The organism is Desulfomicrobium aestuarii (assembly GCF_055385525.1).
In genome coordinates this window covers 2,471,300-2,497,761 of record NZ_AP042427.1, presented here as the reverse complement: position 1 = coordinate 2,497,761, position 26,462 = coordinate 2,471,300, and the positions used below count along the sequence as shown (strand labels likewise).

26 protein-coding genes are annotated in these 26,462 nt (G+C 66.2%); 9 read left to right on the top strand and 17 right to left on the bottom strand.

What is annotated here, in order from left to right; translation table 11 throughout:
* Position 1 precedes the first annotated feature (1 nt).
* The 7 genes from metK (at position 2) to ACZ5AC_RS11285 (ending at position 6,186) form a co-directional block, all read left to right on the top strand.
* Entirely contained in the window at positions 2-1,171 is a 1,170-nt protein-coding gene (gene metK / locus ACZ5AC_RS11315) for a methionine adenosyltransferase (protein WP_464247721.1), read from the top strand.
* A gap of 95 nt (positions 1,172-1,266) precedes the next feature.
* The gene (locus ACZ5AC_RS11310; RefSeq protein ID WP_464247720.1) at positions 1,267-2,625 is read left to right on the top strand and encodes a sigma-54 interaction domain-containing protein; all 1,359 of its coding nucleotides are present in this window, start codon (positions 1,267-1,269) and stop codon (positions 2,623-2,625) included.
* Between the two features lie 145 nt (positions 2,626-2,770).
* Complete coding sequence (locus ACZ5AC_RS11305; protein WP_464247719.1) at positions 2,771-3,274, top strand: NifB/NifX family molybdenum-iron cluster-binding protein; 504 nt, start codon at positions 2,771-2,773, stop codon at positions 3,272-3,274.
* Positions 3,275-3,385: 111 nt separating this feature from the next.
* Positions 3,386-4,315: a P-loop NTPase gene (locus ACZ5AC_RS11300; protein ID WP_464247718.1), complete on the top strand. Its 930-nt coding sequence runs from the start codon at positions 3,386-3,388 to the stop codon at positions 4,313-4,315.
* A 13-nt stretch (positions 4,316-4,328) separates the two neighbouring features.
* Positions 4,329-5,168, top strand: a complete 840-nt coding sequence (locus ACZ5AC_RS11295; RefSeq protein WP_464247717.1) for an MBL fold metallo-hydrolase — start codon at positions 4,329-4,331, stop codon at positions 5,166-5,168.
* Between the two features lie 38 nt (positions 5,169-5,206).
* A complete protein-coding gene (locus ACZ5AC_RS11290) occupies positions 5,207-5,953 on the top strand; it encodes an N-acyl homoserine lactonase family protein (protein WP_464247716.1) in 747 nt (248 codons plus the stop codon).
* Positions 5,953-6,186, top strand: coding sequence for a hypothetical protein (locus tag ACZ5AC_RS11285; protein WP_464247715.1), 234 nt, complete (start codon positions 5,953-5,955; stop codon positions 6,184-6,186). The genes ACZ5AC_RS11290 and ACZ5AC_RS11285 overlap by 1 nt, the downstream gene beginning before the upstream one ends.
* Positions 6,187-6,503: 317 nt before the next feature.
* On the opposite strand, the gene ACZ5AC_RS11280 is transcribed toward ACZ5AC_RS11285, so the two are convergent.
* From ACZ5AC_RS11280 to ACZ5AC_RS11250, 7 genes are all read right to left on the bottom strand, one after another.
* Entirely contained in the window at positions 6,504-6,821 is a 318-nt protein-coding gene (locus tag ACZ5AC_RS11280; RefSeq protein ID WP_464247714.1) for a CcdB family protein, read from the bottom strand.
* Complete coding sequence (locus tag ACZ5AC_RS11275) at positions 6,822-7,067, bottom strand: type II toxin-antitoxin system CcdA family antitoxin (RefSeq protein WP_464247713.1); 246 nt, start codon at positions 7,065-7,067, stop codon at positions 6,822-6,824.
* A 560-nt stretch (positions 7,068-7,627) separates the two neighbouring features.
* Positions 7,628-8,935, bottom strand: a complete 1,308-nt coding sequence (locus tag ACZ5AC_RS11270) for a hemolysin family protein (protein WP_464247712.1) — start codon at positions 8,933-8,935, stop codon at positions 7,628-7,630.
* Positions 8,936-9,049: 114 nt separating this feature from the next.
* A complete protein-coding gene (locus ACZ5AC_RS11265; RefSeq protein WP_464247711.1) occupies positions 9,050-9,718 on the bottom strand; it encodes a response regulator transcription factor in 669 nt (222 codons plus the stop codon).
* Positions 9,705-10,850, bottom strand: coding sequence for a sensor histidine kinase (locus ACZ5AC_RS11260; RefSeq protein ID WP_464247710.1), 1,146 nt, complete (start codon positions 10,848-10,850; stop codon positions 9,705-9,707). Before ACZ5AC_RS11260 ends, ACZ5AC_RS11265 begins: the two co-directional genes overlap by 14 nt.
* 107 nt (positions 10,851-10,957) lie before the next feature.
* Entirely contained in the window at positions 10,958-12,595 is a 1,638-nt protein-coding gene (locus ACZ5AC_RS11255; RefSeq protein WP_464247709.1) for a glutamate synthase-related protein, read from the bottom strand.
* 418 nt (positions 12,596-13,013) lie between these two features.
* Positions 13,014-13,418 (bottom strand): Ros/MucR family transcriptional regulator, encoded by a 405-nt coding sequence (locus ACZ5AC_RS11250; RefSeq protein ID WP_464247708.1) that lies wholly within the window; start codon positions 13,416-13,418, stop codon positions 13,014-13,016.
* A gap of 299 nt (positions 13,419-13,717) precedes the next feature.
* Between ACZ5AC_RS11250 and ACZ5AC_RS11245 the strand changes: the two genes are divergently transcribed.
* Together ACZ5AC_RS11245 and ACZ5AC_RS11240 are read left to right on the top strand one after the other, a co-directional pair.
* Positions 13,718-14,209 carry a YajQ family cyclic di-GMP-binding protein gene (locus ACZ5AC_RS11245; protein ID WP_464247707.1) on the top strand — a complete coding sequence of 164 codons (492 nt, stop codon included), beginning with the start codon at positions 13,718-13,720 and terminating at the stop codon, positions 14,207-14,209.
* 10 nt (positions 14,210-14,219) lie between these two features.
* The gene (locus tag ACZ5AC_RS11240; protein WP_464247706.1) at positions 14,220-14,450 is read left to right on the top strand and encodes a hypothetical protein; all 231 of its coding nucleotides are present in this window, start codon (positions 14,220-14,222) and stop codon (positions 14,448-14,450) included.
* A 125-nt stretch (positions 14,451-14,575) separates the two neighbouring features.
* Here ACZ5AC_RS11240 and ACZ5AC_RS11235 read toward each other — a convergent pair whose 3' ends face one another.
* The 10 genes from ACZ5AC_RS11235 to ACZ5AC_RS11190 all read right to left on the bottom strand — a co-directional run bounded on the left by ACZ5AC_RS11235 (position 14,576) and on the right by ACZ5AC_RS11190 (position 26,271).
* The gene (locus ACZ5AC_RS11235) at positions 14,576-16,180 is read right to left on the bottom strand and encodes a PAS domain-containing sensor histidine kinase (RefSeq protein ID WP_464247705.1); all 1,605 of its coding nucleotides are present in this window, start codon (positions 16,178-16,180) and stop codon (positions 14,576-14,578) included.
* Positions 16,177-17,589, bottom strand: a complete 1,413-nt coding sequence (locus ACZ5AC_RS11230) for a sigma-54-dependent transcriptional regulator (protein ID WP_464247704.1) — start codon at positions 17,587-17,589, stop codon at positions 16,177-16,179. The genes ACZ5AC_RS11235 and ACZ5AC_RS11230 overlap by 4 nt, the downstream gene beginning before the upstream one ends.
* 9 nt (positions 17,590-17,598) lie before the next feature.
* Complete coding sequence (locus ACZ5AC_RS11225) at positions 17,599-18,855, bottom strand: phenylacetate--CoA ligase family protein (RefSeq protein WP_464247703.1); 1,257 nt, start codon at positions 18,853-18,855, stop codon at positions 17,599-17,601.
* 58 nt (positions 18,856-18,913) lie between these two features.
* Complete coding sequence (locus tag ACZ5AC_RS11220) at positions 18,914-19,711, bottom strand: ABC transporter ATP-binding protein (protein WP_156902436.1); 798 nt, start codon at positions 19,709-19,711, stop codon at positions 18,914-18,916.
* A 75-nt stretch (positions 19,712-19,786) separates the two neighbouring features.
* Entirely contained in the window at positions 19,787-20,944 is a 1,158-nt protein-coding gene (locus tag ACZ5AC_RS11215; RefSeq protein WP_464247702.1) for an ABC transporter substrate-binding protein, read from the bottom strand.
* Between the two features lie 52 nt (positions 20,945-20,996).
* Positions 20,997-22,046, bottom strand: coding sequence for a branched-chain amino acid ABC transporter permease (locus ACZ5AC_RS11210; protein ID WP_464247701.1), 1,050 nt, complete (start codon positions 22,044-22,046; stop codon positions 20,997-20,999).
* Positions 22,043-22,930 carry a branched-chain amino acid ABC transporter permease gene (locus ACZ5AC_RS11205; protein WP_464247700.1) on the bottom strand — a complete coding sequence of 296 codons (888 nt, stop codon included), beginning with the start codon at positions 22,928-22,930 and terminating at the stop codon, positions 22,043-22,045. Before ACZ5AC_RS11205 ends, ACZ5AC_RS11210 begins: the two co-directional genes overlap by 4 nt.
* Before the next feature lie 10 nt (positions 22,931-22,940).
* Positions 22,941-24,836, bottom strand: coding sequence for an AMP-binding protein (locus ACZ5AC_RS11200; protein ID WP_464247699.1), 1,896 nt, complete (start codon positions 24,834-24,836; stop codon positions 22,941-22,943).
* Positions 24,837-25,631 (bottom strand): ABC transporter ATP-binding protein, encoded by a 795-nt coding sequence (locus tag ACZ5AC_RS11195; protein ID WP_464247698.1) that lies wholly within the window; start codon positions 25,629-25,631, stop codon positions 24,837-24,839. It abuts the gene before it with no gap.
* Positions 25,618-26,271: a CBS domain-containing protein gene (locus tag ACZ5AC_RS11190; RefSeq protein WP_464247697.1), complete on the bottom strand. Its 654-nt coding sequence runs from the start codon at positions 26,269-26,271 to the stop codon at positions 25,618-25,620. The genes ACZ5AC_RS11195 and ACZ5AC_RS11190 overlap by 14 nt, the downstream gene beginning before the upstream one ends.
* Positions 26,272-26,462 lie beyond the last annotated feature (191 nt).

Here is a 26,462-nt window from a genome sequence, read left to right as displayed (position 1 = left end):
CATGATTCTCAATGCCGACCACTATCTGTTCACTTCCGAATCCGTGACCGAAGGCCACCCGGACAAGATCGCCGACCAGATCTCCGACGCCGTCCTCGACTGCCTCCTGGCCCAGGACCCGCGCTCCCGCGTGGCCTGCGAGACCCTCGTCACCACCGGCATGGCCATCATCGCCGGCGAGATCACCACCGAGGCCTACGCCGACCTGCCCGAAATCGTGCGCTCCACGGTGCGCGAGATCGGTTATGTCAGCTCCGACATGGGCTTCGACGCCAACACCTGCGCCGTGCTGTCGTCCATCGACAAGCAGTCCCCGGACATCGCCATGGGCGTTGACCGCGCCAAGCCCGAGGACCAGGGCGCCGGCGACCAGGGCATGATGTTCGGCTACGCCACGGACGAGACCAAAACCCTCATGCCCGCGCCCATCTATTACGCCCACGGGCTGAGCCGCAAGCTGGCCGAAGTGCGCAAGAGCGGAGCGCTCAATTTCCTGCGCCCCGACGGTAAGACCCAGGTTTCGGTGGAATACCGCAAGGGCAAGCCCGTGCGTATCGACAACGTGGTCGTGTCCTCCCAGCACACCCCGGAAGTGACCTATGAAGAGATCGTCGAGGGCATCAAGCGCGAGGTCATCTACAAGGTCATGCCTGCGGACATGATGGACGAGAACACCCGCATCTACATCAACACCACTGGCCGCTTCGTGGCCGGCGGCCCCCTGGCCGACTGCGGCCTGACGGGCCGCAAGATCATCAACGACACCTACGGCGGCATGGGCAACCACGGCGGCGGCGCCTTCTCGGGCAAGGACCCGTCCAAGGTCGACCGCTCCGGCGCCTACATGGCCCGCTACGTGGCCAAGAACATCGTGGCCGCCGGCCTGGCCGGGACCTGCGAAGTGCAGATCGCCTACGCCATCGGCGTGGCCGAGCCGGTCTCGGTGCTCGTCACCACGGGCGGCACGGGCGTGGTGCCCGACGAGGTGCTGACCAAGGCCGTGCGCGAGGTCTTCGACCTGCGCCCCTACTTCATCATCAAGCGCCTGAACCTCATCCAGCCCATCTACAAGAAGAGCGCCTGCTACGGCCACTTCGGCCGGGAGGACTTCATCTTCCCGTGGGAAGTGACCGATGCCATCGATGACCTGAAGACGGCCGCCAAGGTCTAGGCCGGGTTTGCGGACGAAGGCGGGGCGGGAGAGATTCCGCCCCGCTTTTTTTTCGGGCACTTGACCGAGGGCCGCGTCAGGGAACATGACAGGCCATGGCCATCCCCAAACACGATACGCCCACCGACGCCATTCTGGAGAGCATCTCCGACGGCGTCTTCACCGTGGACCTCGACTGGCGCATCACCTCCTTCAACCGCGCCGCCGAGGAGATCACCGGCGTGCCGCGCGCCGAGGCCCTGGGGCGCCTGTGCTCCGAGGTCTTCCGCTCCAGCCTGTGCGGAGCGCAGTGCCCCCTGCAGGCCACACTGGCGAGCGGGCGCCCGCACATCGGCACCTGCGGGTACATCATCACGGCCCAGGGCGAGCGCGTGCCCATCAGCGTGTCCACTGCGGTCTTCCGCAACGAGTCCGGGCGGGTCATGGGCGGCGCCGAGACCTTCCGCGACCTGTCCGAGGTCGACGCCCTGAAGCGCGAACTCGAAGGGCGCTGCCACGTGGGTGAGCTCTTCAGCCGCAGCCCGCGCATGCATCGTCTGTTCGAGGTCCTGCCGGCCCTGGCGGCCAGCCCCAGCACGGTCCTCATCACCGGCGAGACGGGCACGGGCAAGGAACTTTTCGCCCGCACCATCCATTCCCTGAGCGCCCACAGCGAGGGGCCCTTCGTGGCCGTGAACTGCGCGGCCCTGCCCGACGCGCTGCTCGAATCCGAACTCTTCGGGGCCAAGGCCGGAGCCTACACCGGCGCCGTGCGCGACCGCCTCGGCCGCTTCGCCCAGGCCCGCGGCGGGACCATCTTCCTGGACGAGATCGGCGAAATAAGCCCTGCCCTGCAGGTGCGCCTCCTGCGCGTGCTGCAGGAGAGGACCTTCGAGCCCCTGGGCTCCTCGCGCACCGAGTCCACCGACGCCCGCGTCGTCGTGGCCACCAACCGCAGCCTGCCGGACCTCATCCGCGCGGGGGCCTTCCGCGAGGACCTCTACTACCGCATCAACGTCATCCGCCTGGAACTCCCTCCCCTGCGCGAGCGCAAGGACGACATCGGCCTGCTGGCCGAGCAGTTCATCCGCCGCTTCAACCGCCTCCAGAACCGCTGCGTCCCCGGCATGAGCCCCGAGGCCCTGTCGCTGCTTCTGGCCCACGACTGGCCGGGCAACATCCGCGAACTCGAGAACTGCATCGAGCGCGCCTTCGTGCTCTGCGGCGACGGTCGCATCGACATCATCCATCTGCCCGAGGAGCTGACGGCCACGGTGCCCCATTTGGGCGGGCATCAGTCCGTGCACGACCTCCTGGACCGGCAGGCCATCCGGACCGCCCTGGAGAGGGTCGGCTTCAACCGCCTGGCCGCGGCGCGGGATCTGGGCATCCACAAGACCACGCTCTTTCGGCGCATGAAGCGCCTGGGCATGGAACTGCCCGTACGCGACGGCCGCTCCACCCCCCGACGGTAGCCGCGCGCAACCCTGGCGCGTCTTGTGGTGCGCCGTTGCAACCCCGCTCCTGTCCCGTCCGCCCGCACCCCCCGGCCCGCCCTGTCCGTCCGCCCGGCCTCTTCCGGCACGCTCCATGCTCTGCCCCGGCGCAGAGAGGAACCCCATGACCCGCATCGCAGTCCATCATTGGCAGCATCGCATCGCCCCGGTCTTCGACATCGGAGGCGAGATCCTCGTTCTCGGGGACGGCGCCGGGGCGCACGAGGAGCATCTGCTGCAGTGCTCCGAGCCGCTGCACAGGGCCGAGGAACTCTGCGTGCTGAACGTCGGCACCCTCATCTGCGGGGCCATCTCCCGGACCATGTCCGAGGCCCTGGCGGCCCGGGGCATCGCCGTGGTGGGCTTCGTGGCCGGCGACCTGGAGCGGGTCGTGGCCGCATGGGAGCATGGGCGGCTCGACGAGACCTTCGCCATGCCCGGATGCCGCGGCGCGGGGCGCGGCCGGGGAGCGGGGGAGAGCCGTGCGGCCGGCTTCGGGCCTCGACATGTGGGAAGTCCGGTCCTCGTCGTCTCCGAAGACGCTTCCGATGCCTGCCCCGGCGGTCAGCGCCGGCATGCACGCAGGGGCGGCCGGGGGCAGGGCGGCAGCGGTGTGCCCGGAACGTGACGGGAGTGGGACCGGCTTGATATCGAAATGGACGCCTCCCGGCGCGCAGCGCGCGGCTCGCGGCCGGGAGGATATGTGGATGATCACCAACAGCCTTTTCGGAGATACTTGATGGACAACACGGAGAAGAGCGCCGCATCCGGTGCGGCCCGTTCCAAGGCGTCGACGTGCGATTCGTGCACGGATTCCTCGTGCTCGGCGGCCAGGCGGCAGTTGAACGAGACGGATCAGGATTTTCAGGAGCGCAGGGCCCTGCAGGCCCGCCTGTGCCGCATCGAGCACAGGATCATGGTCATGTCCGGCAAGGGCGGGGTGGGCAAGAGCACCGTGGCCGTGAACCTGGCCATGGGCCTCATGCTGGCCGGCAGGAAGGTCGGCCTGCTGGACGTGGACATCCACGGTCCCAGCGTCCCGACCATGCTCGGTCTGGAGGGCGCGACCATCGACCAGGGGCCCGAGGGCCTGGTTCCCGTGGAACTCGGGCACCTCAAGGTCATGTCCATGGGCTTCCTGCTGCGCGACCCCGACGACGCCGTGATCTGGCGCGGCCCTGTCAAGGGCGGGGTCATCAAGCAGTTCCTGAAGGACGTGGCCTGGGGCGACCTCGACTACCTGATCATCGACGCGCCTCCCGGCACGGGCGACGAGCCCCTGTCCGTGTGCCAGCTCATCAACCCCATCGACGGCGCCGTGGTCGTGACCACGCCGCAGCGGGTCGCGGCCATGGACGTGCGCAAGTCCATCACCTTCTGCGCCCAGGTCGGCATGAAGGTCCTGGGCGTGGTCGAGAACATGAGCGGCTTCGTCTGCCCCAAGTGCGGCGAGGTCACGCACATCCTGCGCTCGGGCGGCGGGAAGCGGATGGCCGACGACATGGGCGTGCCCTTCCTGGGCTCCATCCCCATCGACCCGTCCGTGGCCGAGGCCGGGGATCTGGGGCAGGCCTTCGTCCTGCACCACGCGTCGAGCCCCACGGCGGAGCTCATGCGTTCCGTGGTCGCCCCGCTGTTGAACCTGCCCGCCCCGGCGCCGCAGGCTTGAGAGGGGAGGCGCCATGACACGGGCTGAACTTACGGTGCTCGTCGACAACCGGGCCGGTTTCGGGTGCGTGGAGGAGCACGGCTACGCCCTGTGGATCGACGCCGGAGACAGGCGCATTCTGCTGGACACCGGCCAGGGCCCTGCCCTGGCCGAAAACGCGCGCGCCCTGGGCGTCGATCTGGGCCGCACGGACATCCTGGCCCTGAGCCACGGTCATTACGACCACACCGGCGCGGTGCCCCTCGTCCTGTCCTCGGCGCCGCACGCCAGGCTGTACTGCCACTCCGGGGTGACCGAGCCGCGCTACAGCATCCGGGACGGTGAGGCCCGCGACATCCGCATGCCCGTGGCGGCCATGCGCGCCCTGAACGCTCTGTCCGTGGACCGCCTGCGCTGGAGCGGCGAATCCGTGCCGCTTGGCGGGGGCATGGGGCTCAGCGGCTTCATCCCGCGGCGCACGGACTTCGAGGACACGGGCGGTCCGTTCTTCTTCGACCCCTTTGGCCACCGCCCCGACCCCATAAACGACGACCAGTCCCTGTGGATCGCCACGGACAAGGGCCTCGTGGTCTGTACGGGCTGCTGCCACGCGGGGCTGGTCAACACCCTCATGCACCTGCGCGAGGTCACGGGCGAGGGGCGCATCCGGGCCGTCATCGGCGGTCTGCACCTCGGCGCGGCCACCCCGGAGCGCCTGGAGAAGACGGCCCGCGCCCTGCGGGACATGCGCGTGGGGCTTCTCGTGCCCTGCCACTGCACGGGCGAGGCCGCCGCGGCCTGGCTGGCGGACCACCTGGACTGCGAGGTGCACACGGGGTATTCGGGTTTCCGCCTGGACACGGCCGACCTCTGAGAGGGCGGCCGTCCGGCCCCATTCACAAGGAGGAACGCATGACCTACCGCATCCACCCCATCGTCATGGGCACAAAGGTCTTCGACAAGGGCATGATGACGTATCAGCACGACTACGGCACGCCCTACACCATACCCATCTACTGCTGGTACCTGGAGGGCGGGGACAAAAAGATCCTCGTGGACACGGGCGAGATGCGCCCCGTGGTCTCCGAGGAACGGGAGAAGGCCATCGGCGGGAAGATTTACGGCTTCGAGGAAGGGCTGGCGAAGTACGGCCTTGTCCCGGAGGACATCGACATCATCCTGCACACCCACCTGCACAACGACCACTGCGAGAACGACGCCAAGTGCGTCAACGCGAAGATCTACGTCCACGAGAAGGAACTGGAGCGCATCCACGACCCGCACCCGCTGGATTTCCGCTACCTGGAGGACTACATCGAGGAAGTGGAGGAGAACGGCCAGGTCGTGGCCCTGACGGGCGACACGGAGATCGCGCCCGGCATCACCATGATCCACACCCCGGCCCACACCGAGGGCGGCATGTCCGTGCGCGTGGAGACGGACAAGGGGAGCGTCCTGATCTGCGGCTTCTGCACCATCCTGGAGAACCTCCACCCGCCCAAGTCCGTGACCGCCATGGAGATGGAGGTCATCCCGCCCGGCACCAACGTGAATCCCTACCTGGCCTACGAGACCCTGGTCCGGGCCAAGACCCTGGCCGACCACGTCCTGCCCCTGCACGAGCCCAAGTGGGCGTCCATGGAGACGGTGCCGGAATAATGCTCGTCATCAAGTGCGCCGCCTGCCGCAGGAAGCTGTGGCGCTATCGCAAGCTGGGGCCGGGCGAGGTGCTGAGGTGCCATCGCGAGAGGATCGAAAAGGTCTGGTTCCTGGAGGAGCGCGACGGCAAGGTCTGGTGCGAGTGCGGCAAGGCCGTGGGCATCGACAAGGGGACGTTCATCAAGATGAACAGGAACGCGTTCACGTATTCGGGGACCAAGATCGACATTTAGAGGGATGGGGGCAGGGCGGCCGCGGGCCGGGACGTTTCGGGCCGGGGCCGCCGAAACTCCTTCTCCGGCCTCGTAATGCTTCCCCGCTGCGTGCGGGGACTTCGGTTTTCGCTTCGGGTGGCGGAGTAGCGAAGAGCATCGTTGTGCGCTTCGAGCGTGAGGGCAGCGGGGAAGCAAACGATGCCTGGATCAGTCGGACAGTCGCCGGCCCCGGCCCGAAACACCCCGACCCGCTCCGGGTTGCGCTTCGGGAGGGTGAGTTGTGTAGCCGTTATGTCGTCAGTCGGAAGAGAATGTCCTGTTCCGGAGAACGGGGTTCAGATGCCTGAAATGATGAAATCCAGAGCGGCGATGATGTCTGATCGATAGCGGCCGAGATCGCAGATTTTCTTGCCGAGGGCTTTTCTGTCCACGGCGGCCAGTTGCTGCGTGAGCGCGACGTATGGTTCGCCGTTTATTTCCAGCACGGGGCAAAGCCTGGAGATGGCGGCCTTGCCGGCCAGGCGGATCGGAGACATGGGGATGACGACGGTTGTGCGCAGGTCGTCCAGAAGGTCGGACTGGATATCCAGCAGGTATGGGTAGGTCGTGCGGGTGGAGCTGTTCGGATTTGCGTAAACCGTGAACTGCGCCATCTAAAAACTCCGCATGCCGTCACAGGCCACGCCGGCTTCTTCGACCAGCCGGTTGTACGCCTCGATGGCCGCCTTGTTTTCCTCTGTCCACAATTCACGCCGACGGGCCGCGACGATATCGGCCAGGGCCGCTTCAAGGGTCGCGGAAACATTGATTTTCAATGCCTTGGCCTTGGCCAGCAGATCGCTGTTGATGCTGACGTTGGTTGGTTTCTTTGGGGCCTGCGTGTCATAGGCGAGATTCATGCGCATGTCTCCTGTGTGCAGTATGTGGATAATATATGCGCATATAGATTGGGGGGCAAGGAGCGGGGGAGAAATATTCCAGGGCGGGTTCAGTTGCTTGAATGCCTGCCGCAGCGTCATTCCCGCGAAGGCGGGAATCCATGCCTTTCAACATCTTGAAAATACATTAAAATTGCGTGAGCGTGCCAAGGGCTGTCCCCGTGCGGCCGCGGGCCGGGGCGTTCCGGGCCGGGGCCGCCGAAACTTCTTCTCCGGCCTCGTAATGTTTCCCCGCTGCGTGCGGGGACTTCGGTTTGCGCTTCGGGCGGCGGAGTAGCGAAGTGCATCGTTGTGCGCTTTGAGTGTGCGGGCAGCGGGGAAGCAAACGATGCCTGGATCAGTCGGACAGTCGGCGACCCCGGCCCGAAACGCCCCGACCCGCTTTGGCTTGCGCTTCGGGCGGACGAGATGTTCAGTCATTGCGCCGTGGTCGGAATGGATGACAAGATAGCACGAAAACATGCACGGGGTGCAGGGGGCGGGCCCCCTGCCCGCCGGAGGCATTCCCAATCTCCCCTTTCTCAATCACCGCCAGGCGCCGGCGTGAACCGGATGCGCACGATGCGGCGGCGTTCCACCCTTTCCACCTTGAATACGCCTTCCTTGAGGGGCACCTCGTCGCCGGGTTCCAGGACGCGGCCGGCCTGGGCCAGGAGGAAGCCGGCCACGGTGGTGTAGGCTTCGTCCTCGGGCAGGCGGAGCTTCAGCTTGCGGTTGGCGTCGCGCACGGCGAGCATGCCGTCGAGGATGAAGGCCGCGCCGTCGCGCACGATCTGGGAGCGGACCTCCTCGTCGTACTCGTCGTTGATCTCGCCGACGATCTCCTCCAGCACGTCCTCCAGGGTGACGAGGCCTTCGAGCCCGCCGTATTCGTCCATGACGAAGACGAGGTGGGTGCGCGTGGCCTGCATCTGGCGCAGCAGGCTGCCGAGGCGCTTGCCCGACGGGACGAAGGTGGGCGGGTGGAGCAGGGCGGTCATGGAGAAGACCAGGCCTGGCTCGCGGGCCATGAAGGGTTCCATGTCCTGGCGGTAGAGGACGCCGACCATGTCGTCGAGGTCCTGGCCGTAGACGGGCAGCCGGGAGTAGCCGTGGATGCGGAAGGCGGCCAGGGCTTCGTCCAGGGTGGAGTCCACGGGCAGGGCGGCGATCTCCGAGCGCGGGATCATGGCCTCGCAGGCCTCGGTGGTGTTGAAGTCGAAGGCGCGGCGGATGAGGCGGCGCTTCTCCTCCTCGACCTGGCCGTGGGCGTAGGTGGCGTCGATGAGCATGCGCAGCTCGTCCTCGGTGTAGACCGAGCCGTGGCCGGCGCTGGGCGTGAAGCCGAGCATGCGCACGGTGCGGGTTCCGGACCAGTCCAAAAGGCGGATGGGCCAGTGGAAGGCGCGGTAGAAGATCTCCATGGGCAGGGCGATGGCCAGGGCCGTTTTTTCGGCCATTTCCAGGGCGATGGTCTTGGGCGCCAGTTCGCCCAGGACGATGTGCATGAAGGTGATCAGGCTGAAGGCCACGGCGAAGGAGATGGAGTGCAGGACGGCCGGGGGCACCCGCCCTTCGAGCAGGGGGTTGAGCAGGTCCGCGACGGCGGGCTCGCCGATCCAGCCCAGACCAAGGGATGCCAGGGTGATGCCGAGCTGTGTGGCCGAGATGTAGGCGTTCAGGTTGTCGATGAGGCGCAGGAGCCGCACGGCCTTTTTGTTGCCTTCGGCGGCAAGGGTGGCGACGCGGGAGCGCCGCACGCCCACCAGGGCGAACTCCGAGGCCACGAAAAAGCCGTTGGCCAGCACCAGGGCGAACACGAGAGAGAGGTAGAGCAAAGAGCCGAGCATGAAATATCCTTGATGAACACTGGCAGTCTGCCGCGCGGGTGCGCGACGGTCCATCCCTAACAACGGTCCGCCGCCAGGGTAAAGAAGCAAATGGGCGTATCGCCGAAATATGCGCTATTCGTCGATGTCGATGAGGCCCAGGCGCGCGGCGTGCCGCACGAAGGCCATGGGGCTCTTGATGCCGAGCTTGGTCATGATGGCATAGCGGTGGTTGAGGACGGTCTTGCGGGAAACGAAGAGCTTGGCCGCGATGTCCTCGGGCGTGAGCCCCTCGGCCAGCAGGCGCATGACCTGCTGTTCGCGCAGGGACAGGGTGCCGTAGGAGGCGTCCACGGTCTTGGCCTTGCGGCCCGAGATGTCGCTCAGGCGCCGCAGGACAGTGGGCGAGAGGGAACCGTCGAGGTACTGGCCGCCGGCCAGGACGGTGTCGATGGCCTGCAGGATGCCCTCGCCCCCGGATTCCTTGGACATGTAGCCGCTTGCCCCGGCCTGGAAGGCGGCGGCGATGAAGTCGAGCTTGGCGTGCATGCTGACGATGAGCACGGGCATGTCCGGGCGGACGGCGCGCATCTCTCGGGTCAGTTCGATGCCGCTGCCGTCGGGCAGGGAGATGTCGACGACGGCCAGGTCCGGGGCGAACTCCTTGGCCATGCGCAGCCCCTCGGCGCTGGTCCCGGCCTCCCCGACGACGCTGAAGTCCGGCCTGGCGCTGAGGCGGGCCCGCAGGCCGTCGCGGTACAGAGGGTGGTCGTCGACGATGAGGATGCGCTTAAGGGTGCTCACGGGTGCTCCGGTTCAGCGGGGTTTCGATGCGGATCTGCAGGCCCTGGCCGGGTTTTGACTTGAAGCTGATGGTGCCGCCCAGGAGCCTGACCCGCTCGCGCATGCTCCACAGCCCCATGCGCCGGTTCCGGCCGGCCTGGGCCTGGCAGCTTTCGAGGTCCATGCCGCAGCCGTCGTCCTCGATGCGCACGATGAGGCTCGGATAGGCGCCCAGCATGCGGATGACGGCGCGGCTGGCCCGGGCGTGCTTGCGCACGTTGTTCAGGGCTTCCTGGATGAGGCGGTAGATGTTGATCTGGGTGTCGAAATCGAAGTCCACACCTGTCAGTCCGTCGGCAAAGACGTCGACGACGATGCCGTGCCGCAGGGAGAAGTCCTCGCAGTGGGCCAGGACGGTCTCGACCAGGCCGAGCTCCGTCAGGCCCGGCGGCAGCAGGCCGTAGGCCAGGTCGCGGATGCCGCGGATGGCTGCGGCCAGCCTGTCGGCGATGGCCGCGGTCTGCGCCCGGCAGGGGCCTTCGGCGGACAGGGAGCAGTGGATGCGCTCCAGGTCGGCCTTGGCCAGGGAGAGGTCCTGGGCCAGGTGGTCGTGGAGTTCGCGGGCGATGCGCTGGCGCTCGTTCTCCTGGGCCATGATGAGTTCCCGGGACAGGGCGCGCATGCGTTCCTCGGCCCGGCGCTGGGCCACGATGCGCCCGACCAGGTCGGACACGGCGTCGATGAGGTTGCGCTCCTCGCGCAGGAAGGGTCCTTCGTCGCTTGGGGGCCGCTCTTCGAGGTAGCAGACCTCGACCTCGCCGCAGCTCTCCCCGCCGATGACGACGGGGCTCGTCTGCCGCCACGGCGTGGGGCGGTAGTTGGCCGAGCTGTGCGTTTTCTCGCCCAGGCGGATGGCGGCGCAGGCGATGTCCGGGAATTGCCAGGATGCCGGGACGAGGCCGGCGATGCCCGTCAGCAGTTCGTCCAGGGGCTGGTCCGCGCGCTGGGCCATGCGGGTGATGCCGTAGAGGCAGTTGAGCTCCTTGATGCGCTCGAGCAACGCGCTCTCGGTCCTGCGGCGCTGGGCGACGAAGTCCTGCCAGGACTCGCGGGAGATGGGAAACTCTTCGGTGATGTCTGTCTGGAGGGTCATGCTTGGCTACTCCTGGCCGTCGGCCGCGTGTGGCCCTGTAGCACAGGATGGGGCGGTGGGCCAGGGGCGGGGCCGGCCCTCGGCCGGTCCGCCCCCGGGTGTCATCGTCAGGACAGGATCTTGCGGGCGATCTCGTCCTGGACGTCGGTGATGAAGCGGATGCCCGTCTCCTGGGCCGTTTCGCGGTTGCCGGAGACGATGTCGTCGCGGGAGATCTCCGTCACGGAGAACTTGCGCGCACCGGCCAGGAGCTGCTGCAGGCCCGCGCCGAGCTTGTCGGCCAGGGTCCAGGCGGCGATGGCGCCGTAGGGCACGGTCTTCATCTCGTCGGCGCCGATCTTGGCCTTGAGGCTCTCGTAGCCGGCGAAGATCTGTTCGGGCGTCTCGCCGATGTCCTTGACGGTCTTGGGCAGGCTGTCCCAGTTGCCCGAGATCTTTTCCTTGCGCTCGGGGTTCAGGGCGCCCTCGATGTTGGAGCCCAGGAAGCCGGGGATCATCAGGGTGCGGCCCATGCAGATCAGTTTGACGAAGGGGGCGCCCAGGGCCAGGGCCTTGAAGATGTGGTCCTCGCGGGCCAGGCCGCCGGCGAAGGACATGTCCACGACCTTCTGTCCCTTGGCGGCCAGGATGTTGCCGTATTCAACGGCCTTGGAGTGCAGCAGGATGGACGGCACGCCCCAGGTCTCCATCATGTTCCAGGGACTCATGCCCGTGCCGCCGCCGGAGCCGTCGATGGTCAGCAGGTCGAGGCCGGCCTCGGTGGCGTACTTGATGGCCATGGCCAGGGCTTCCATGCCGTAGGAGCCGGTCTTGAGCGAGATCTTGGTGAAGCCGAGCTTACGCAGGTAGGCCACGGTCTCCATGAAGTTCTGGTGCACGGCGTCGGCGGAGGGCAGGTCGGTGTAGCCCAGGCGGCTGTGGCGGGCGAAGCCCTTGATGCCGCCGGCCTTGAAGGCTTCCTGCACTTCGGGCAGCTCCGGGTCCGGGTCCACGAGGTAGCCGCGCTTCTTGAGGAACAGGGCGTAGTCCAGGCTCTTGACCTCGATCTCGCCGCCGATGTTCTTGGCGCCCTGGCCCCACTTGAGCTCGATGCAGACCTTGCTGCCGTACTTGCCGATGACGTATTCGGCCACGCCGTTGCGCGCGTCCTCGACGTTCAATTGCACGATCATGGTGCCGTAGCCGTCGGAGTAGCGGTTGTAGATTTCGATGCGGCGGTCCAGCTCGGGGGACTTCTCGATGCGGCCGTTCGCCATGCTCGATTCGCGGTCAACGCCGACAACGTTCTCGCCGATGACGATGGGGATGCCGACCAGGGCGCAGCCCGCGGCGAAGGAGTCCCAGTATTTGGCGGCGATGAAGGTCGAGCCCAGGGCGCCGGTCATGAGCGGCATGCGGACCTTGGTCTTTTCCTTGGCGCCGAAGGAGGTCTCCAGGGAGACGTTGGTGAAGAGGCAGTCGTCGGGGTTGGTGGTCCGGCCGGGAGCGACGCCGTTTGCGCCATAGCTGAAGCCCTGGATGCGCAGGGAGTTGTAGCTCACGCCCACGTGGCAGGTGTTGGCGCTGCCGGCGGTTACGGCACCGAAATCCCGGGGGTAGAGCATGTGCCGACCTTTGAGGCAGGACATCCAGGTTTCGCACTTGCCGGCGCAGTCAGAGCGGCAGAGCGTGCAGAGGCCGGATTCGGCCGGGTTGCCGCGGTTGGTGGTGCCGAGAACGTCATTGCTTTTGGGCCATTGGATCATTTTTTTCGTCTCCCGTGTGCAGATGTGGATAATGTTTCTTCGACCCAAAAATATGGACGTCACCACGAAGACCGTCCGGTCCTGCATAGTGACGCTGCGCAACGGCGCGTCCGGCAGGACGCGCGGCGGTAGGGTCAGGAGAAATTCAATAGATTATCTATGGTTGGAGCTGGTTTGTGTCGATAGGAACAGCCCCTTTTTCTTTGGGTTGTTTGACGAAGAGTGTTGGGAATTTTTCCCTGAATTTGGGAATTTTTCCCAAATTCAGGGGCTTGAAGTGGCGATTTGACGCCTGACGCATCTGCCGACGCGTGTCCGAGAGCATGTTGTGTCGGGTTGGCGGGGGGGAGGCTGGGAAGGGCGGGCCGGCTTTCACCGGGCCAAAAAAAACCCTCTCGGGAGAGGGTTTCGAGTGGAACTATTCCTGGCTCTTGGGCGCCTTCTTGCGCTTTTCCCAGAGTTTCATGCCCTGCATGGTCTTGCGGCGGTCGCGGGCCAGGGACTTGGCGACCAGTGAGGTGCCCTTCTTGTAGCCGTACTTTTCCCTGTACTCTTCAGGGGTCAGGCCGTGGGTCGCCAAGTGGCGCTTGGTCAGTACCTTGAAGGACTTGCCGCACTCGCAGCAGATGACGCTCTTTTCGCGGATGGCGTTCTTGGGGTCGACGGCGGGTTCGCCTTCAACCACGGGAGCAACGCCTTCGGCCACGCCGCGGATGTTCTGCGCCAGCGAGCGGATCATGGAGGTGATTTCGTCCTCGTTCATGTTGCGGACGGAAGCCTGGGCCTTTACGATTTCTATTGCCTGCTTGAGATAGTCTTCCATTTTTACTCCATACGTATATAGGGTCGTTATCGATGATGTAGCCAATCGATCAAAGTACCTTCATACATAGTAGGGATTCTGCGAAAGTCAAATGCTTTCTTTGTAATCTATTGAGTCTCTTTTTGCGGTCTTCCCGGTGGTCCCGGGACGCCCCGGGATGCGCGGGATCTGGGCAGGTGTTTTTCTGAAATTGCAAGTGCATTCCGGTGAATACAGGGGCGGGGAGAACTTGACGGATCTGTTTTTTTTGGTTCAGCTGAAGGTAGGAAAAATGAACATCTTGACGAAGGGAGGGTGTAATGCCGTCGTTTGATATTGTGAGCGAACTCGATCTGCAGGAAGTGGACAATGCGGTGAACAACGTGCGCAAGGAGGTGGAAACCCGGTACGACTTCCGCGGCGTGATCACGGAAATGGAGTTCAACCGGAAGACCAAGGTCATCTCCCTGGTCACTGGCGACGACATGAAGATCCGGGCCATCCGGGACATGCTCATCTCCCATTTCGTGCGGCGCAAGGTGGACCCCAAGTCCATGGAGTTCGGCGAGCCCGAGAAGACATCGCGGGGCCAGCTCAAGCAGGAGATCAAGCTGCACGACGGCATCGACAAGGACAACGCGCGCAAGCTCGTGAAGCTCATCAAGGACAGCAAGCTGAAGGTCCAGGCCGCCATCCAGGACGAGCAGGTGCGGATCACGGGCAAGCAGATCGACGACTTGCAGGCCGTCATCGCCTTGCTCAAGAACGCGAATTTCGAACTGCCCCTGCAGTACGTGAACATGAAGAAGTAGCGGAGTCAGTATGCACGATTTCCTGATGGGCATCTGGGGATGGCTCACGGCCAACCCCCTCGCCGGACTCGGCGTCGCCGCCGTGGTCGCGCTCATGCTCTGGAAGCAGCCCAAGCAGACCATGAAACTCGCCCTGGCCCTGCTGGTACTGGTGGCCCTGGGCTATCTCGTTTCGGGCATCATCGACTTCACCATGGGCAGCGCCGCGGTGAAGGAGAGCGGGATCCAGAAGAGCCAGTAGGTTTCGCTTCCGAAGGCGTTCGGGAAGAGGCATGGCCTCCTGACTTCGCGTCATCGCCGCGAAGGCGGGGATTCATGCCTTTTTTCTCTTTCGGCCCATGACTGAGAAAGGGGGGATGGCGCTCCCTACCGCGTCATGGGCAGGAGCATGCGCACGGTCGTGCCTGAGCCGGGCTGCGACGAGAACTCCAGCCGTCCGCCGTGCTCGTGCATGATGGCCGAGGAGATGGACAGGCCCAGGCCCGTGCCGCCCTGCTCGCGCTTGGTGGTGAAGAAGGGGTCCTGGATGTACTTGAGGTCCAGGGGGGCGATGCCGCAGCCGTTGTCGCGCACCTCCACCCCGGCCCAGGCCCGGTTCTCGCCGATATTCGACAGGACCTGCACCGTGATCTCGCCGCCCGCGGCGGGCACGGCCTCGCAGGCGTTGACCAGGAGGTTGATGAGGACCTGGATCAGGCGCTGGGGGTCGGCCTCCACCAGGGCCGGTTCCGGGGCCAGCCGCACCAGGTAGCCGGGGGCCGCGCTCTTGAGCTTGTGGCGCACGAAGGCCAGGGCCCCGGCCACCACGTTGTTCAGGTCCGTGGATTCCCGCTCGCCCTCGGGACGCTGGCGGGAGTAGTCCTTCAGGCGCGAGACGATGTCCTTGATGCGCCCGGAGCCGTCGACCATGCCCTGCAGCAGCAGCGGCATCTGCTGCCTGAGCTCCGAGTATTCGAGCCCGCCGAGGACGAAGTCCCCGTGCTCCTCCTTGTATTCGTCCAGGACGTGCAGGGCGTCGGCCCACACGTCGCGCAGAAGCGGCAGGTTGAGGGTCAGGAAGCTGTTGGGGTTGTTGATCTCGTGGGCCACGCCCGCCACCAGCACGCCCAGCGACGCCATCTTGTCGGCCTGGATCATCTTCTGGCTCCTGAGCTCCGCCTTGCGCTCGGCGTCCTTCCTGGCCGTGATGTCCGTGAGCTTGCCCTCGATGAAGGCCGTGCGGCCCTGGTCGTCCTTTTCGCTTCTGGCGTTGAACTCCACCCAGATCTCGCTGCCGTCCTTGCGGCGCATGCGCGTCTCGAAATCCTTGATGACGCCGTCGCGGCGGATGACGGAAAAGACCCGCTCCCGGTCGTCGGGGTCGCAGTAGAGCTGGCGTCCGATGTTGGTGACCGAGGCCATGAGGTCCTCGGGCGAGTCGTAGCCCAGGATGCGCGCCATCTCGCGGTTGGCCTCCAGGAAGCGGCCCTGGGCCGTGGAGCGGTAGATGCCCTCCAGGGCCTTCTCGAAGATGGCCCGGTATTTCCTGCCTTCCTCCTCCCGTTCGCTCCATTCCGTGATGTCGTGGGCGAAGACCACGGCCCCCAGGATCTCCCCGCCGCGCACCAGGGGCACGTAGGTGTTCTGGTAGAAGCCGATCTCCCCTTTGGGTCGGCGGTATCTGCGGCGCAGGATGTAGGACTCGCCCTTCAGCACGCGGTCGAAGTTGCGTCGCGACGTGGCGCGTTCCTCGGGGTCGAGGATGTCGAAGACGTGCATGCCCGGGTGGATGTCGAGGTTCCAGTTGTGTTTGACGAATTCGCGGTGGGCCTGGTTGAAGGCGATGTAGTTGTAGTTCAGGTCCAGGGAAAAGAGCATGACGTTGAGGGGCGTGTCCATGAGGGCGCGCAGGTCGTGCAGCTCCCGGGTCAGGGCCCGGTTGGCCCGTTCCAGTTCGCGCAGCCTGGCCAGGAGGTCCTCGCGGCCGTTCACTCGTCGTCCTCGCTGGCCATGAGGAGCTTGTTCAGGCGCTTGTTCAGGGCCTGGCGGGACACGCCGAGCATGCCGGCGGCCATGGCCTGGTTGCCGCCCGTGCGGCGCATGGCCTCCATGACCAGCTCCGCGCAGACGCGCTTCAAGGTCGGCAGTTCCGGCCCGAACTGCACGCCGGCCCCTTCGCCGGGCCCGGCCGCGGGCGCATCGCCGTGGTGCGCGGCCACGTGCTCCCTGATGCGACCGATGTCCAGGGTCTCGCCCGTGGTGCAGCTGACGGCGTCGAGGATCAGGAACTGCAGCTCGCGGATGTTGCCCGGAAAGGGGTAGCCCATGAGAAGCGGGAAGAGCTCGGGCGGGGCCACGGGCTTGCGGCGCTGCTGACAGGCCTGGCGCAGGAAGTGGTCCACGAGCAGGGGGATGTCCTCGCGCCGCTCGCGCAGGGGCGGCAGATGCACGTGGTGGGCCCGCAGGCGGTAGTAGAGATCCGCGCGGAAGCGTTCGGACTCGCCCAGCGCCGCCGGGTCCACGTTGGTGGCGGCGATGATGCGCGCGTCGGTCTTGCGCGTCACGTCGGAGCCGATGGGCAGGTACTCTCGCTCCTGCACCAGGCGCAGCAGCTTGACCTGCGAGGCGTGGGGCAGGTCGCCGATTTCGTCCAGGAAGAGGGTTCCGGCCTTGGCGTTCTCGACCAGCCCCGGCCTGGCCCGGTCCGCGCCCGTGAAGGCGCCCTTCTTGTGGCCGAAGAGGGTGTCGGCGAAGATGTTGTCGTCGAGGCCGGCCACGTTGACGGGAATGAACTCGCCCTGGCGGCCGCTCAGGCTGTGGATGACCTTGGCCACCAGCTCCTTGCCCACGCCGGACTCCCCGGTGATGAGCACGGGCTGGGTGCTGCGCGCGATGGCCTCGATGTACTGGAAGATGGAGCGCATGGCCTTGGAGCAGGTCACGATGGGCGCGAAGGCCTCGGGGCGCTCCAGGGTGTCCTGCAGGAAGCGCGTGCGCAGGCCGCTGTTCTCGCGGCGCAGTTCCCGGATCTCGATGGCGTGGCGGATGCCCGAGACGAGGCTGCTCTTGTCGTTGGTCTTGACGAAGAAGTCGAAGGCCCCGCGCTTGATGCACTGCACGGCCGTCTCCACCTGGCCCATGCCGGTGATGACCAGCACCGGGACGTCCGGGTGGGTCCTGCCGACCTCGACGATGAGCTCCTCGCCGGACATGCCGGGCATGGCCAGGTCCACGGCCATGACCTCCACTTCGGTCGAGGAGAGGATGGAGGGCACCTCGGAGCTGTCCTGGCAGCAGATGATGTTGTCGATGCCGTGGGATTTGAGCGCCAGGGAAAAGGACCGCAGCCAGGTCTCCTCGTCGTCGACGAGCAGCACGGGATTGGTTGGGTATTTGCTCATGTGCGTGCCCTACTCGTACGAGCGTTCGTCCACGAGGGCCGGGGACCCTTCGGGGATCGTTTCGCCCAGGCCCAGGACCGTCACCGCGGGCCGGAGCTTGGCCGTCTCCTGGAAGGCCGCGGCGACGGCAGCGGTATCCACGGGGCCGTTGGTCTCGATGCGCAGGACCAGGCTGTCCTTGCCCCCCGCATTGCCGACCACGACCTGATGCCGCAGGATCTGCGGGAAGCCGCGCATGGCCTGCGCCACCTGGGACGGGTAGATGAACTGGCCGCGCACCTTGGCCGTGTCGTCGACGCGGCCGAGGATGCCCATGAGCTTGGGGGCCGTGCGGCCGCAGACGCAGGGGGCCTCGGACAGGCGCGAGAGGTCGCCCGTGGCCAGGCGCACCAGGGGGTAGTCCAGGGTGAAGGGCGTGACCACGACCTCGCCCATCTCGCCCGCAGGCACTGGCCGGCCCGTGGCCGGGTCGCAGATCTCCACGAAGCAGCGCTCGGCCAGGTGCATGCCGCCCAGGGCCATGCACTCGTAGGCGATGCAGCCCACGTCGGCCGTGCCGTAGCCCTGGCGGACGACCATGCCGAACATGTCCTGGACCTCCTTGCGCAGGCTCTCGGGCAGGCGTTCGGCGGCGACCATGGCCACCCGGAGCCGGAAATCCCTCTTCGGGTCGAGGCCCTTCTCCATGGCCTTCTCGCCCAGAGTCTTCAGGAAGCTGGTCATGCCCACGAAGCCCGTCACGGGCAGTTCCTCCATGAGCTGGAGCTGGACGGCCGTGTTGCCGGGTCCGGCCGGAATCACGGCGCAGCCCAGGGCGCGCAGGGGCTCTTCCAGCATGAGGCCGGCGGGCGTGAGGTGGTAGCTGAAGGTCATCTGCACCAGGTCCCCGGCGCGGAAGCCCGCGGCGTAGAAGGCCTGGGCCCAGCCCCAGTAGTCGGGGGAGCGGCCCTCGGGGTCGTAGATGGGACCCGGCGACTGGTAGATGCGCGACAGCTCGCCGGGCGCGCAGGACAGGAACCAGGACAGGCCCTTCTCGCGCTGCAGTCGGGAGAGGTCCTTCTTGCGCAGGACGGGGATGGAGGTGAAGTCTTCCAGGGAACGGATCTCGTCGGGCACGATGCTCGCGGCCCCCAGGCGCTCGCGGAACTCGCCGTCGAAGGAAGCCGCCCTGGACACCACTGCCCGCAAGGCCTGCCATTGCCGGTTGGCCCTGAGGGCTTCCGATTCCGTCTCGTGCTCGTCGTAGAAACCCTGTGTTCTGTCCATGGGCACTCCGAAAGTGGGGTGTGTTGGGGGAACGTTCCTGATGCTCCGATGATCCGCCTCAGCCCAGCCAGCGCTTGCGGCGACGGTAGTGCTTGACGTCGTGGTAGCTGCGCTTCTCGCCGCCGTGCCCGAGGCCCAGGTAGAACTCCTGCACGTCGGGGTTGCGCAGCAGGTCCTCGCCTTTGCCGTCCATGACGATGCGCCCGTTCTCCATGATGTAGCCGTAGTCCGCCAGGGACAGGGCCATGCGCGCGTTCTGCTCGACCAGCAGGACGCTCACGCCCTCGGTTTTGTTGATCCGCCGCACGATGTCGAAGATCTCCTCCACCAGCAGGGGCGCCAGGCCCAGGGACGGCTCGTCCAGGAGCAGGAGCTTGGGGCAGGCCATGACCGCGCGCCCGATGGCCAGCATCTGCTGCTCGCCGCCGGACATGTAGCCGGCCAGCTGGTGGCGGCGTTCCCGCAGCCTCGGGAAGTACGAATACACTTTTTCGGCGTTGTGCGCAAAAAGGCGCGCGGGCTGGGTGTAGGCCCCGCAGCGCAGGTTCTCCTCCACCGTGAGGTCCTCGAAGATGCGCCGGCCTTCCATGACCTGGAAGACGCCAGCCCGGACCAGCTTCTCAGGGCTCAGGCGCACCGTGTCGACGCCGTCGTACAGGACCGACCCGGACGTGACCTTGCCGTTTTCCCCGGCCAAAAGGCCCGAGACGGCCTTGAGCGTCGTGGACTTGCCCGCGCCGTTGGCGCCCAGGAGCGTGGTGATGCTGCCGGCGGCCACGTCCAGGGACAGGCCTTTCAAGACCAGGACCACATCGTTGTAGACCACTTCCAGGTTCATGACTTGGAGGATGTTCATGGATGCCTTCAGTTCCGCGTTACGGAATTCGTTTCGCACGGGCGGGGGCGCCGGGCGCCCTCGCCCCGGTTTTCGTTAGAGTCCGAGCCATTCCTTCTTGCGCTCGAGGACCGTGGTCTTCACGAATTCGAGCTTGCCGCCCTTGAAGGTGCAGACGTTCACCGAGAGGTTCGGCCGGTGGTCGTCGGAGAAGTAGCTGACGGCCGGGGCCAGGCCCATGGGGTCGAAGTCGCGCATGGTCTCCAGGGCCGCCTTGATGCTCTCGCCCGTGACCTCGCCTTTCGTCTTGGCCATCTTCATGCCTTCGCACATGACCATGGCCGAGACGAAGCCGCGCACGTAGTGGGTCATCTGCGGCTCGTCCTTGGTCAGCTTGCGGATCAGGTCCATGCCGGCCGAGGGCTGGCCGTAGATGGCCGCGCCCTGCAGGCCGAAGTGGCCGGTCGCCGCGTCGCCGGCCAGCTTGAAGATGTTCTCGTCGCTGCTCCAGATGTTGCTGAAGAAGGTGCAGGTCATGCCGAGCTTCTGGGCGTCCTTCATGATGACGGCCGTGGAAGGCGTGGTGCCGCCGGTCCAGACGAAGTCGGGCTCGGCCTTCTTGAGGCTCAGGAGCTGTGGGGTGGCGTCGATGGCCTTGAGGTCCACGTTTTCCTTGCCGACGATCTCGAAGCCCAGTTCCTTGGCGTACTCTTCCATGGCCGGGATGGGCGCGGTGCCGTAGGGGTTGTCGGGGAAGATGAAGGCCAGCTTCGGCGCGCGGGAATCCTTCCAGGTTTCGCGCAGGTAGTTCAGGCCCGCGCGGCCCATGGTCGAGTAGTCCGCGGCGGCGGTGAAGTTGTAGGGCGCCTTGGCAGGGTCCATGAGATGGGCCGAGTAGGAGGCCGAGAAGACCGGGATCTTGTCCTTGGCCACGAACTTGACCAGAGCCTCGGTGTCGCCCGTGCCCCAGCCCTGCATGGCCACGATGCCCTCGGAGGTGAAGCGCTTGTATGCGGCCAGGGCCTGCTGCACGTTGTAGGCGTAGTCGACCTGGATGAGCTCCACGGGCTCGCCGCCGATGCCGCCGTTCTCGTTCAGCCAGGCCACGTAAGCCTTGATGCCTTCGGCGTAGGGCGTGCCGACGCTCGAGGTCGGGCCGGTCAGGTCGGACAGCACGCCGACCTTGTAGGCGGCCGATGCGGTTGCCACGGTGGCGACGAGGGCCAGGACGGTCAGAAGCAGAAGCTTTTTCATGGGTTACTCCGGATGCGGCAAAAGGTTTCCCCGGCTTGTCATTGCCGGCGCGTCAGTATGCAAAGGGGTACAGCTTCCAGTAGGCCTTGGTCAGCCGCCACTTGCGGGCCAGGCCTTCGGGTTCGAAGATGAGGAAGAGCACCAGCATCAGCCCGAAGACCCCTTCCTTCATGGGCACGATGACGGCGCTCAGGTCCGGGGGGATGCCCCCCAGGGACGATACGAGCAGGTTCAGCATCTCCGGCAGCAGGGTGATGAACACGGCCCCGAAGATGGAGCCGATGACGGAGCCCATGCCGCCGATGATGATCATGGCCAGGTAGCTGATGGACAGCCCCATGGAGAACTGCTCTGGGGTTATGTACATGGTGTAGTGCGACCACAGCCCGCCCGCGACGCCGGCCAGGAAGGAGCTCAGGCCAAAGGCCTGCAGCTTGAAGGCGAACAGGTTCACGCCGACGTTCTCGGCCGACTGGTGGTAGTCGCGGATGGCCACGAAGGCGCGGCCGTGGCGGGTGCGGCTGACGTTGGTCACGGCCAGGACGCACAGGGCCGTCACGGCCAGGATGAGGTAGAAGATGCGCGCGTCGGTGTCGAAGGCGAAGCCCAGGATCTGCGGTGGACTGACGGGCAGGCCGTTGGCGCCGCCGGTCAGGGAGGACGCGTGCAGGAAGACGTATTCGAGGATGAGCTGGGCGGCCAGGGTCGAGATGGCCAGGTAGATGCCCTTGAGGCGCAGGGACGGGATGCCGAAGACCATGCCGACCAAGGCCGATACGGCCCCGCCGCCCAGGAGCGCGGCGACGAAGGGCGCGCCCGCGTTGGACAGGATGGCCGCGCCGTAGGCGCCCACGCCGACGAAGGCCCCGTGGCCCAGGGACATCTGGCCGCACATGCCCGTCAGCAGGTTCAGGGACACGGCGCCGATGACGGCGATGAGGATGAGGTTCAGGATGGACACGGCGTAGGAGTCCACCAGCTGGGGAACCGCCAGCATGGCCGCGAGGAAGAGGCCCAGGCAGAGCTTCTGGAACCGCGAGCGGAACAGCCCGTCCTCGGCGGCGTAGGTCGTGTAGAAGAGGCCGCACTTGTGCATGCTCATACGCGTTCGATCTCCTTGGTTCCGAAGAGTCCGTAGGGCTTGACCATGAGGATGACGACGAGGATCAGGAAGGAGGCCACCTCCTTGAAGCCGCCCAGGCCCAGGAGGTCCTTGGCCGCGCCTTCGCAGATGTTCTCAAGCACCCCGATGATCAGCCCCCCCAGGGCCGCGCCCAGCAGGCTGTCCAGGCCGCCCAGGATCACGGCCGGGAAGACCTTGAGGCCCAGGTGCCCGAGCTGGGCGTTGATGCCGTTGATGTTGCCGAGGATGATGCCGCCGATGCTCGAAACCACGGCCGCGATGCACCAGGACAGGGCGAAGATGGACTTGATGCCGATGCCCATGGATTGGGCCGCCTGCTGGTCGAAGGCCGTGGCGCGCATGGCTATCCCCAGGGACGAGAACTTGAAGAACAGGCTGAAGACCCCGAAGAGCAGCGCCGAGAGCCCGAAGGCCGCGACGTAGACCGGCGCGATGGGCAGGCCCAGGAGCATGTAGGGCTCCTGGGGCAGGATGGCCGGGAAGACCTGGATCTGCGTGCCCCAGACCATCTGCACGAAGGACTTGAGCATGGACGACAGGCCGATGGTGACCATGACGACCGAGATGATGGGCTCGCCGATGAGCGGCCGCAGGATGAGGCGCTCCACGGCCGTGGCCAGGACGATGGAGAAGGCCAGGGTCAGCAGGAAGGAGGCCAGGAAGGGCAGCTGGAACTGCACCGTCAGGGCGAAGCAGACGTAGGCCCCGACCATGACCAGTTCGCCCTGGGCGAAGTTCACGACCTTGGTGGCCTTGAAGATGATGACAAATCCCAGGGCCACCAGGCTGTAGATGGAGCCGACCACGAGGCCGTTTATGATGAGCTGGAGATAGTATTCCATTGTCCGTTCCTCACGCGCGTCCGACGTCGCGGATGCAGATGCTGCCCGTCATCTCGCGGCGGGAGCCGTCCTGGTAGGTGATGGCGATGCACAGGTCCGTGGCGCCGGTGCCGTCGTAGAGCGCCGCGATGAGCTCGGCGTAGCGCTCGCCGATGACCTTGCGCCGGATCTTCCTGGTGCGGGTCAGTTCGCCGTCGTCGGCGTCGAGCTCCTTGAAGAGCAGGGCGAAGCGGCGCACCTCGGTGCCGGGCTGCAGGGCCTGGTTGATGCCCCGGATTTCGGCCTCGATGAGGTCGTAGAGCTCGGGCCTGGACGCCAGGTCCTGGTAGGTGGTGTAGGTCAGGCCTTTCGCCTCGGCCCAGCGGCCGGCGATGTCGCCGTCCAGGCAGACGATGGCCGCGATGAAGTCCCGCCCGTGGCCCAGGACCACGGCTTCCTGCACGTAGGTCGAGAACTTGATCTTGTTCTCGATGAACTGCGGCGAGAAGCGCACGCCAGCGGCCGTGGTCATGACGTCGGACAGGCGGTCGATGATGACCAGCTGGCCGTTGTCCTTGAAGTACCCGGCATCGCCCGAGTGCAGCCAGCCGTCGGTGACCGTCTCGGCCGTGGCCGCGTCGTTGCCCAGGTAGCCCTGGAACACGGCGGGGCTTCTGGACAGGATCTCGCCCTCGTCCGAGATGCGGATCTCGGTCCCGGCGATGGGCTCGCCCACGGTGTCGAAGCTGACGGCGCCGTCGCGGTGGATGCAGGAGATGCCGGCGATCTCGGTCTGGCCGTAGATCTGCTTCAGGTTGACGCCCAGGGCGTGGAAGAAGGTGAAGGTGTCGGGCCCCAGGGGCGCGCCGCCCGTGGAAGCCGAGCGCACGCGCGTGAAGCCCAGGCGGTCGCGCAGGGCGCGAAACAGGCCCCAGTCGGCCAGCTTGTTTGCCAGCCGCAGGCCCGGTGACGGCGTCTCGCCGCGCAGCACGGTACCGGCGTACCTCATGCCCACGGGCATGCACAGGTTGAAGAGGAAGCGCTTGAAGCGCGTGGTCTCCATGATGCGTACCCGCACCTTGGCGGCCATGTTCTCCCACACGCGCGGCGGCGAGAAGATGAGGTGCGGCCCGATCTCGCGGATGTTCTCCTGCACCGTGTCGGGCTCCTCGGGGAAGTTGACGCAGAAGCCGAACAGCAGGGCCGAGGACACGGCCATCATCTGCTCGCCCATCCAGGCCAGGGGCAGGAAGGACACGAACTCGTCGGTCTCGCGCTTGGGGTCCGAGAGGCCCAGGTTCCAGGCCATGGACAGGAGGTTCCGGTGCGAGAGCATGGCCAGCTTGGGCCGGCCCGTGGAACCCGAGGTGGTGGCGATCAGCGCCGTGTCGTCGGGTGAGACGGCGTCGACCCAGGCCTCGAATTCCCCGGCCCGGTCGCGGCCCAGGGCGCGCACGTCGTCGAAGCTCTTGAGGCCCGGAGCGTCGTAGCCCACGAGGCCCTTGGGGTCGTGGTAGACGATGTGCTCAAGGAGCGGCAGGGCGCCCCGGATGGACAGGATCTTGTCGACCTGCTCCTGGTCCTCGGCCACGACCAGGCGCGCGCCCGACAGCTCGAAGACGTAGCCGATCTCCTCGCCGGGCGAGTCTTGGTAGAGGCCCAGGGACACGCCGCCCAGGCCCTGGATGGCCAGCTGCGCCCACAGCCACTCGGGGCGGTTGTCGCCGATGATGACGACGACGTCGCCGCGGCCCAGGCCCAGGGCTTTGAGGCCCGCTGCGAACTCGGCCGTGATGTCCAGGTACTGCCTGTAGGAAAAGGGCTGCCAGATGCCGTAGCTCTTCTCGCGCAGGGCCGTGCGGCCGGGACGTCGGCGGCTGTTGTCCAGGAGGAGCTTGGGGAGGGTGGTTTCGTACGGCGCGCTCATCTATCTTCCCTTGTAGAGGCCGTCTTCGTCGCCGAGGTAGGCGCTGACGACCTTGGGGTTGGTCTGGACGGCCTGGGGCGTGCCGCTGGCCAGGACCCGGCCGAAGTCGAGGACGATGACGTGGTCCGAGATGTCCATGACCACGCCCATGTCGTGCTCGACCAGAAAGACGGTCACGCCCCACTCCTCGTTGATGTCGAGGATGGAGCGGGCCATGTCCTCGGTCTCCTCCAGGTTCATGCCGGCCATGGGCTCGTCCAGGAGCAGGAGCTGCGGCTCGGCGGCCAGGGCCCTGCCCAGCTCGACCTTCTTCTGCACGCCGTAGGGCAGGTGCCCGGCGACGGTGTGGCGGTAGGGGGAGAGGTTCAGGAAATCGATGATCTCCTCCACGCGCTGCCGGTGGCGGTCCTCCTCGCGGCGGGCCTTGCCCAGGTAGAGGATGGAGGCCAGGATGCCGTAACCGAGGCGCGAGTGGCGGCCGACCATGAGGTTGTCCAGGACCGACAGGCCGCGGAACAGGGCGATGTTCTGGAAGGTCCGGGCCAGGCCGAAGCCCGTGCGCTTGTGGGCCGGCACGCCGGTCAGCTCTCGGCCGTCCATGTTGATCCTGCCCTTGGTCGGGGTGTAGCGGCCCGAGATGCAGTTGAGCATGCTCGTCTTGCCCGCGCCGTTGGGCCCGATGAGGGAGGTGATGCTGCCCTTGTCCACGCGGCAGGTGACCCTGGACAGGGCGGCCACGTTCTTGAAGGTCAGGCTGACCTCCTGCACCTCGAGCAGGGGACTACTGCCATTCATGCTTGAAATCCTCGGGGCCGACCACGTCGTACCCGGCCTTCTGCAGCGCCGCCGCGATGGACGAGGGGTTGGGCGTGTCCACGCGGATGACGACCATGCGGCGGTCGGCGTGGGTGAAGGTGCCGGTGGAGATGATGGAGTAGCCGAGTGAGTCGATGATGCCCGCCACCTCCTTCAGCACGCCGGGCCGGTCCACGACCTCGAAGACGATGCGCGAGCCGCCCTGGCCGTAGCCCATCTCCTCGGCCAGCACCTCGAGCATGATGGTGCGGTTGATGTAGCCGATGAGGTCCCCGTCGGCGTCGACCACGGCCAGGCCAGCCAGGTTCTTGGCGTGCATGAGCATGGCCGCGGTCTCGATCTCGGTCTCGGGGGTGACGGTGACGATATCCTTGCGCATGATGCGCCCCACGGTCAGCTTGGACAGCAGGTAGTTGATCTCGTGCTTGTCCAGCCCGGTCATGAGGGAGGGCATGGCCGCGTTGATGTCCTCGGTGCGCACGTATCCGGCAAGCTTCCCGTCCCTGACCACGAACAGCATCCACAGCTGCTGCTCGTCCATGAGGCGCTGGGCGTCCTCGGCCAGGGCGTCGGGGGGCATGGCGACGAAATTCTTGAGCATTTTGAGCCCGACAAACATGGTTGCTCCTTTTCTCGGGGTGGTGGTTCCGATCGTCATTAAGAAAGGTTCGTGCCAGAATGAATCGAGACATGGGGGTGCCGGTGGAAAAAGTTTTTTGCGTCCTGAATTGAAATTGTATTTCGGTGTGTTACTCTTCTCGCCCCGCCGTGTCTGCGCCCGGACGAAATTGGCGCGACCGCGTCATGCGC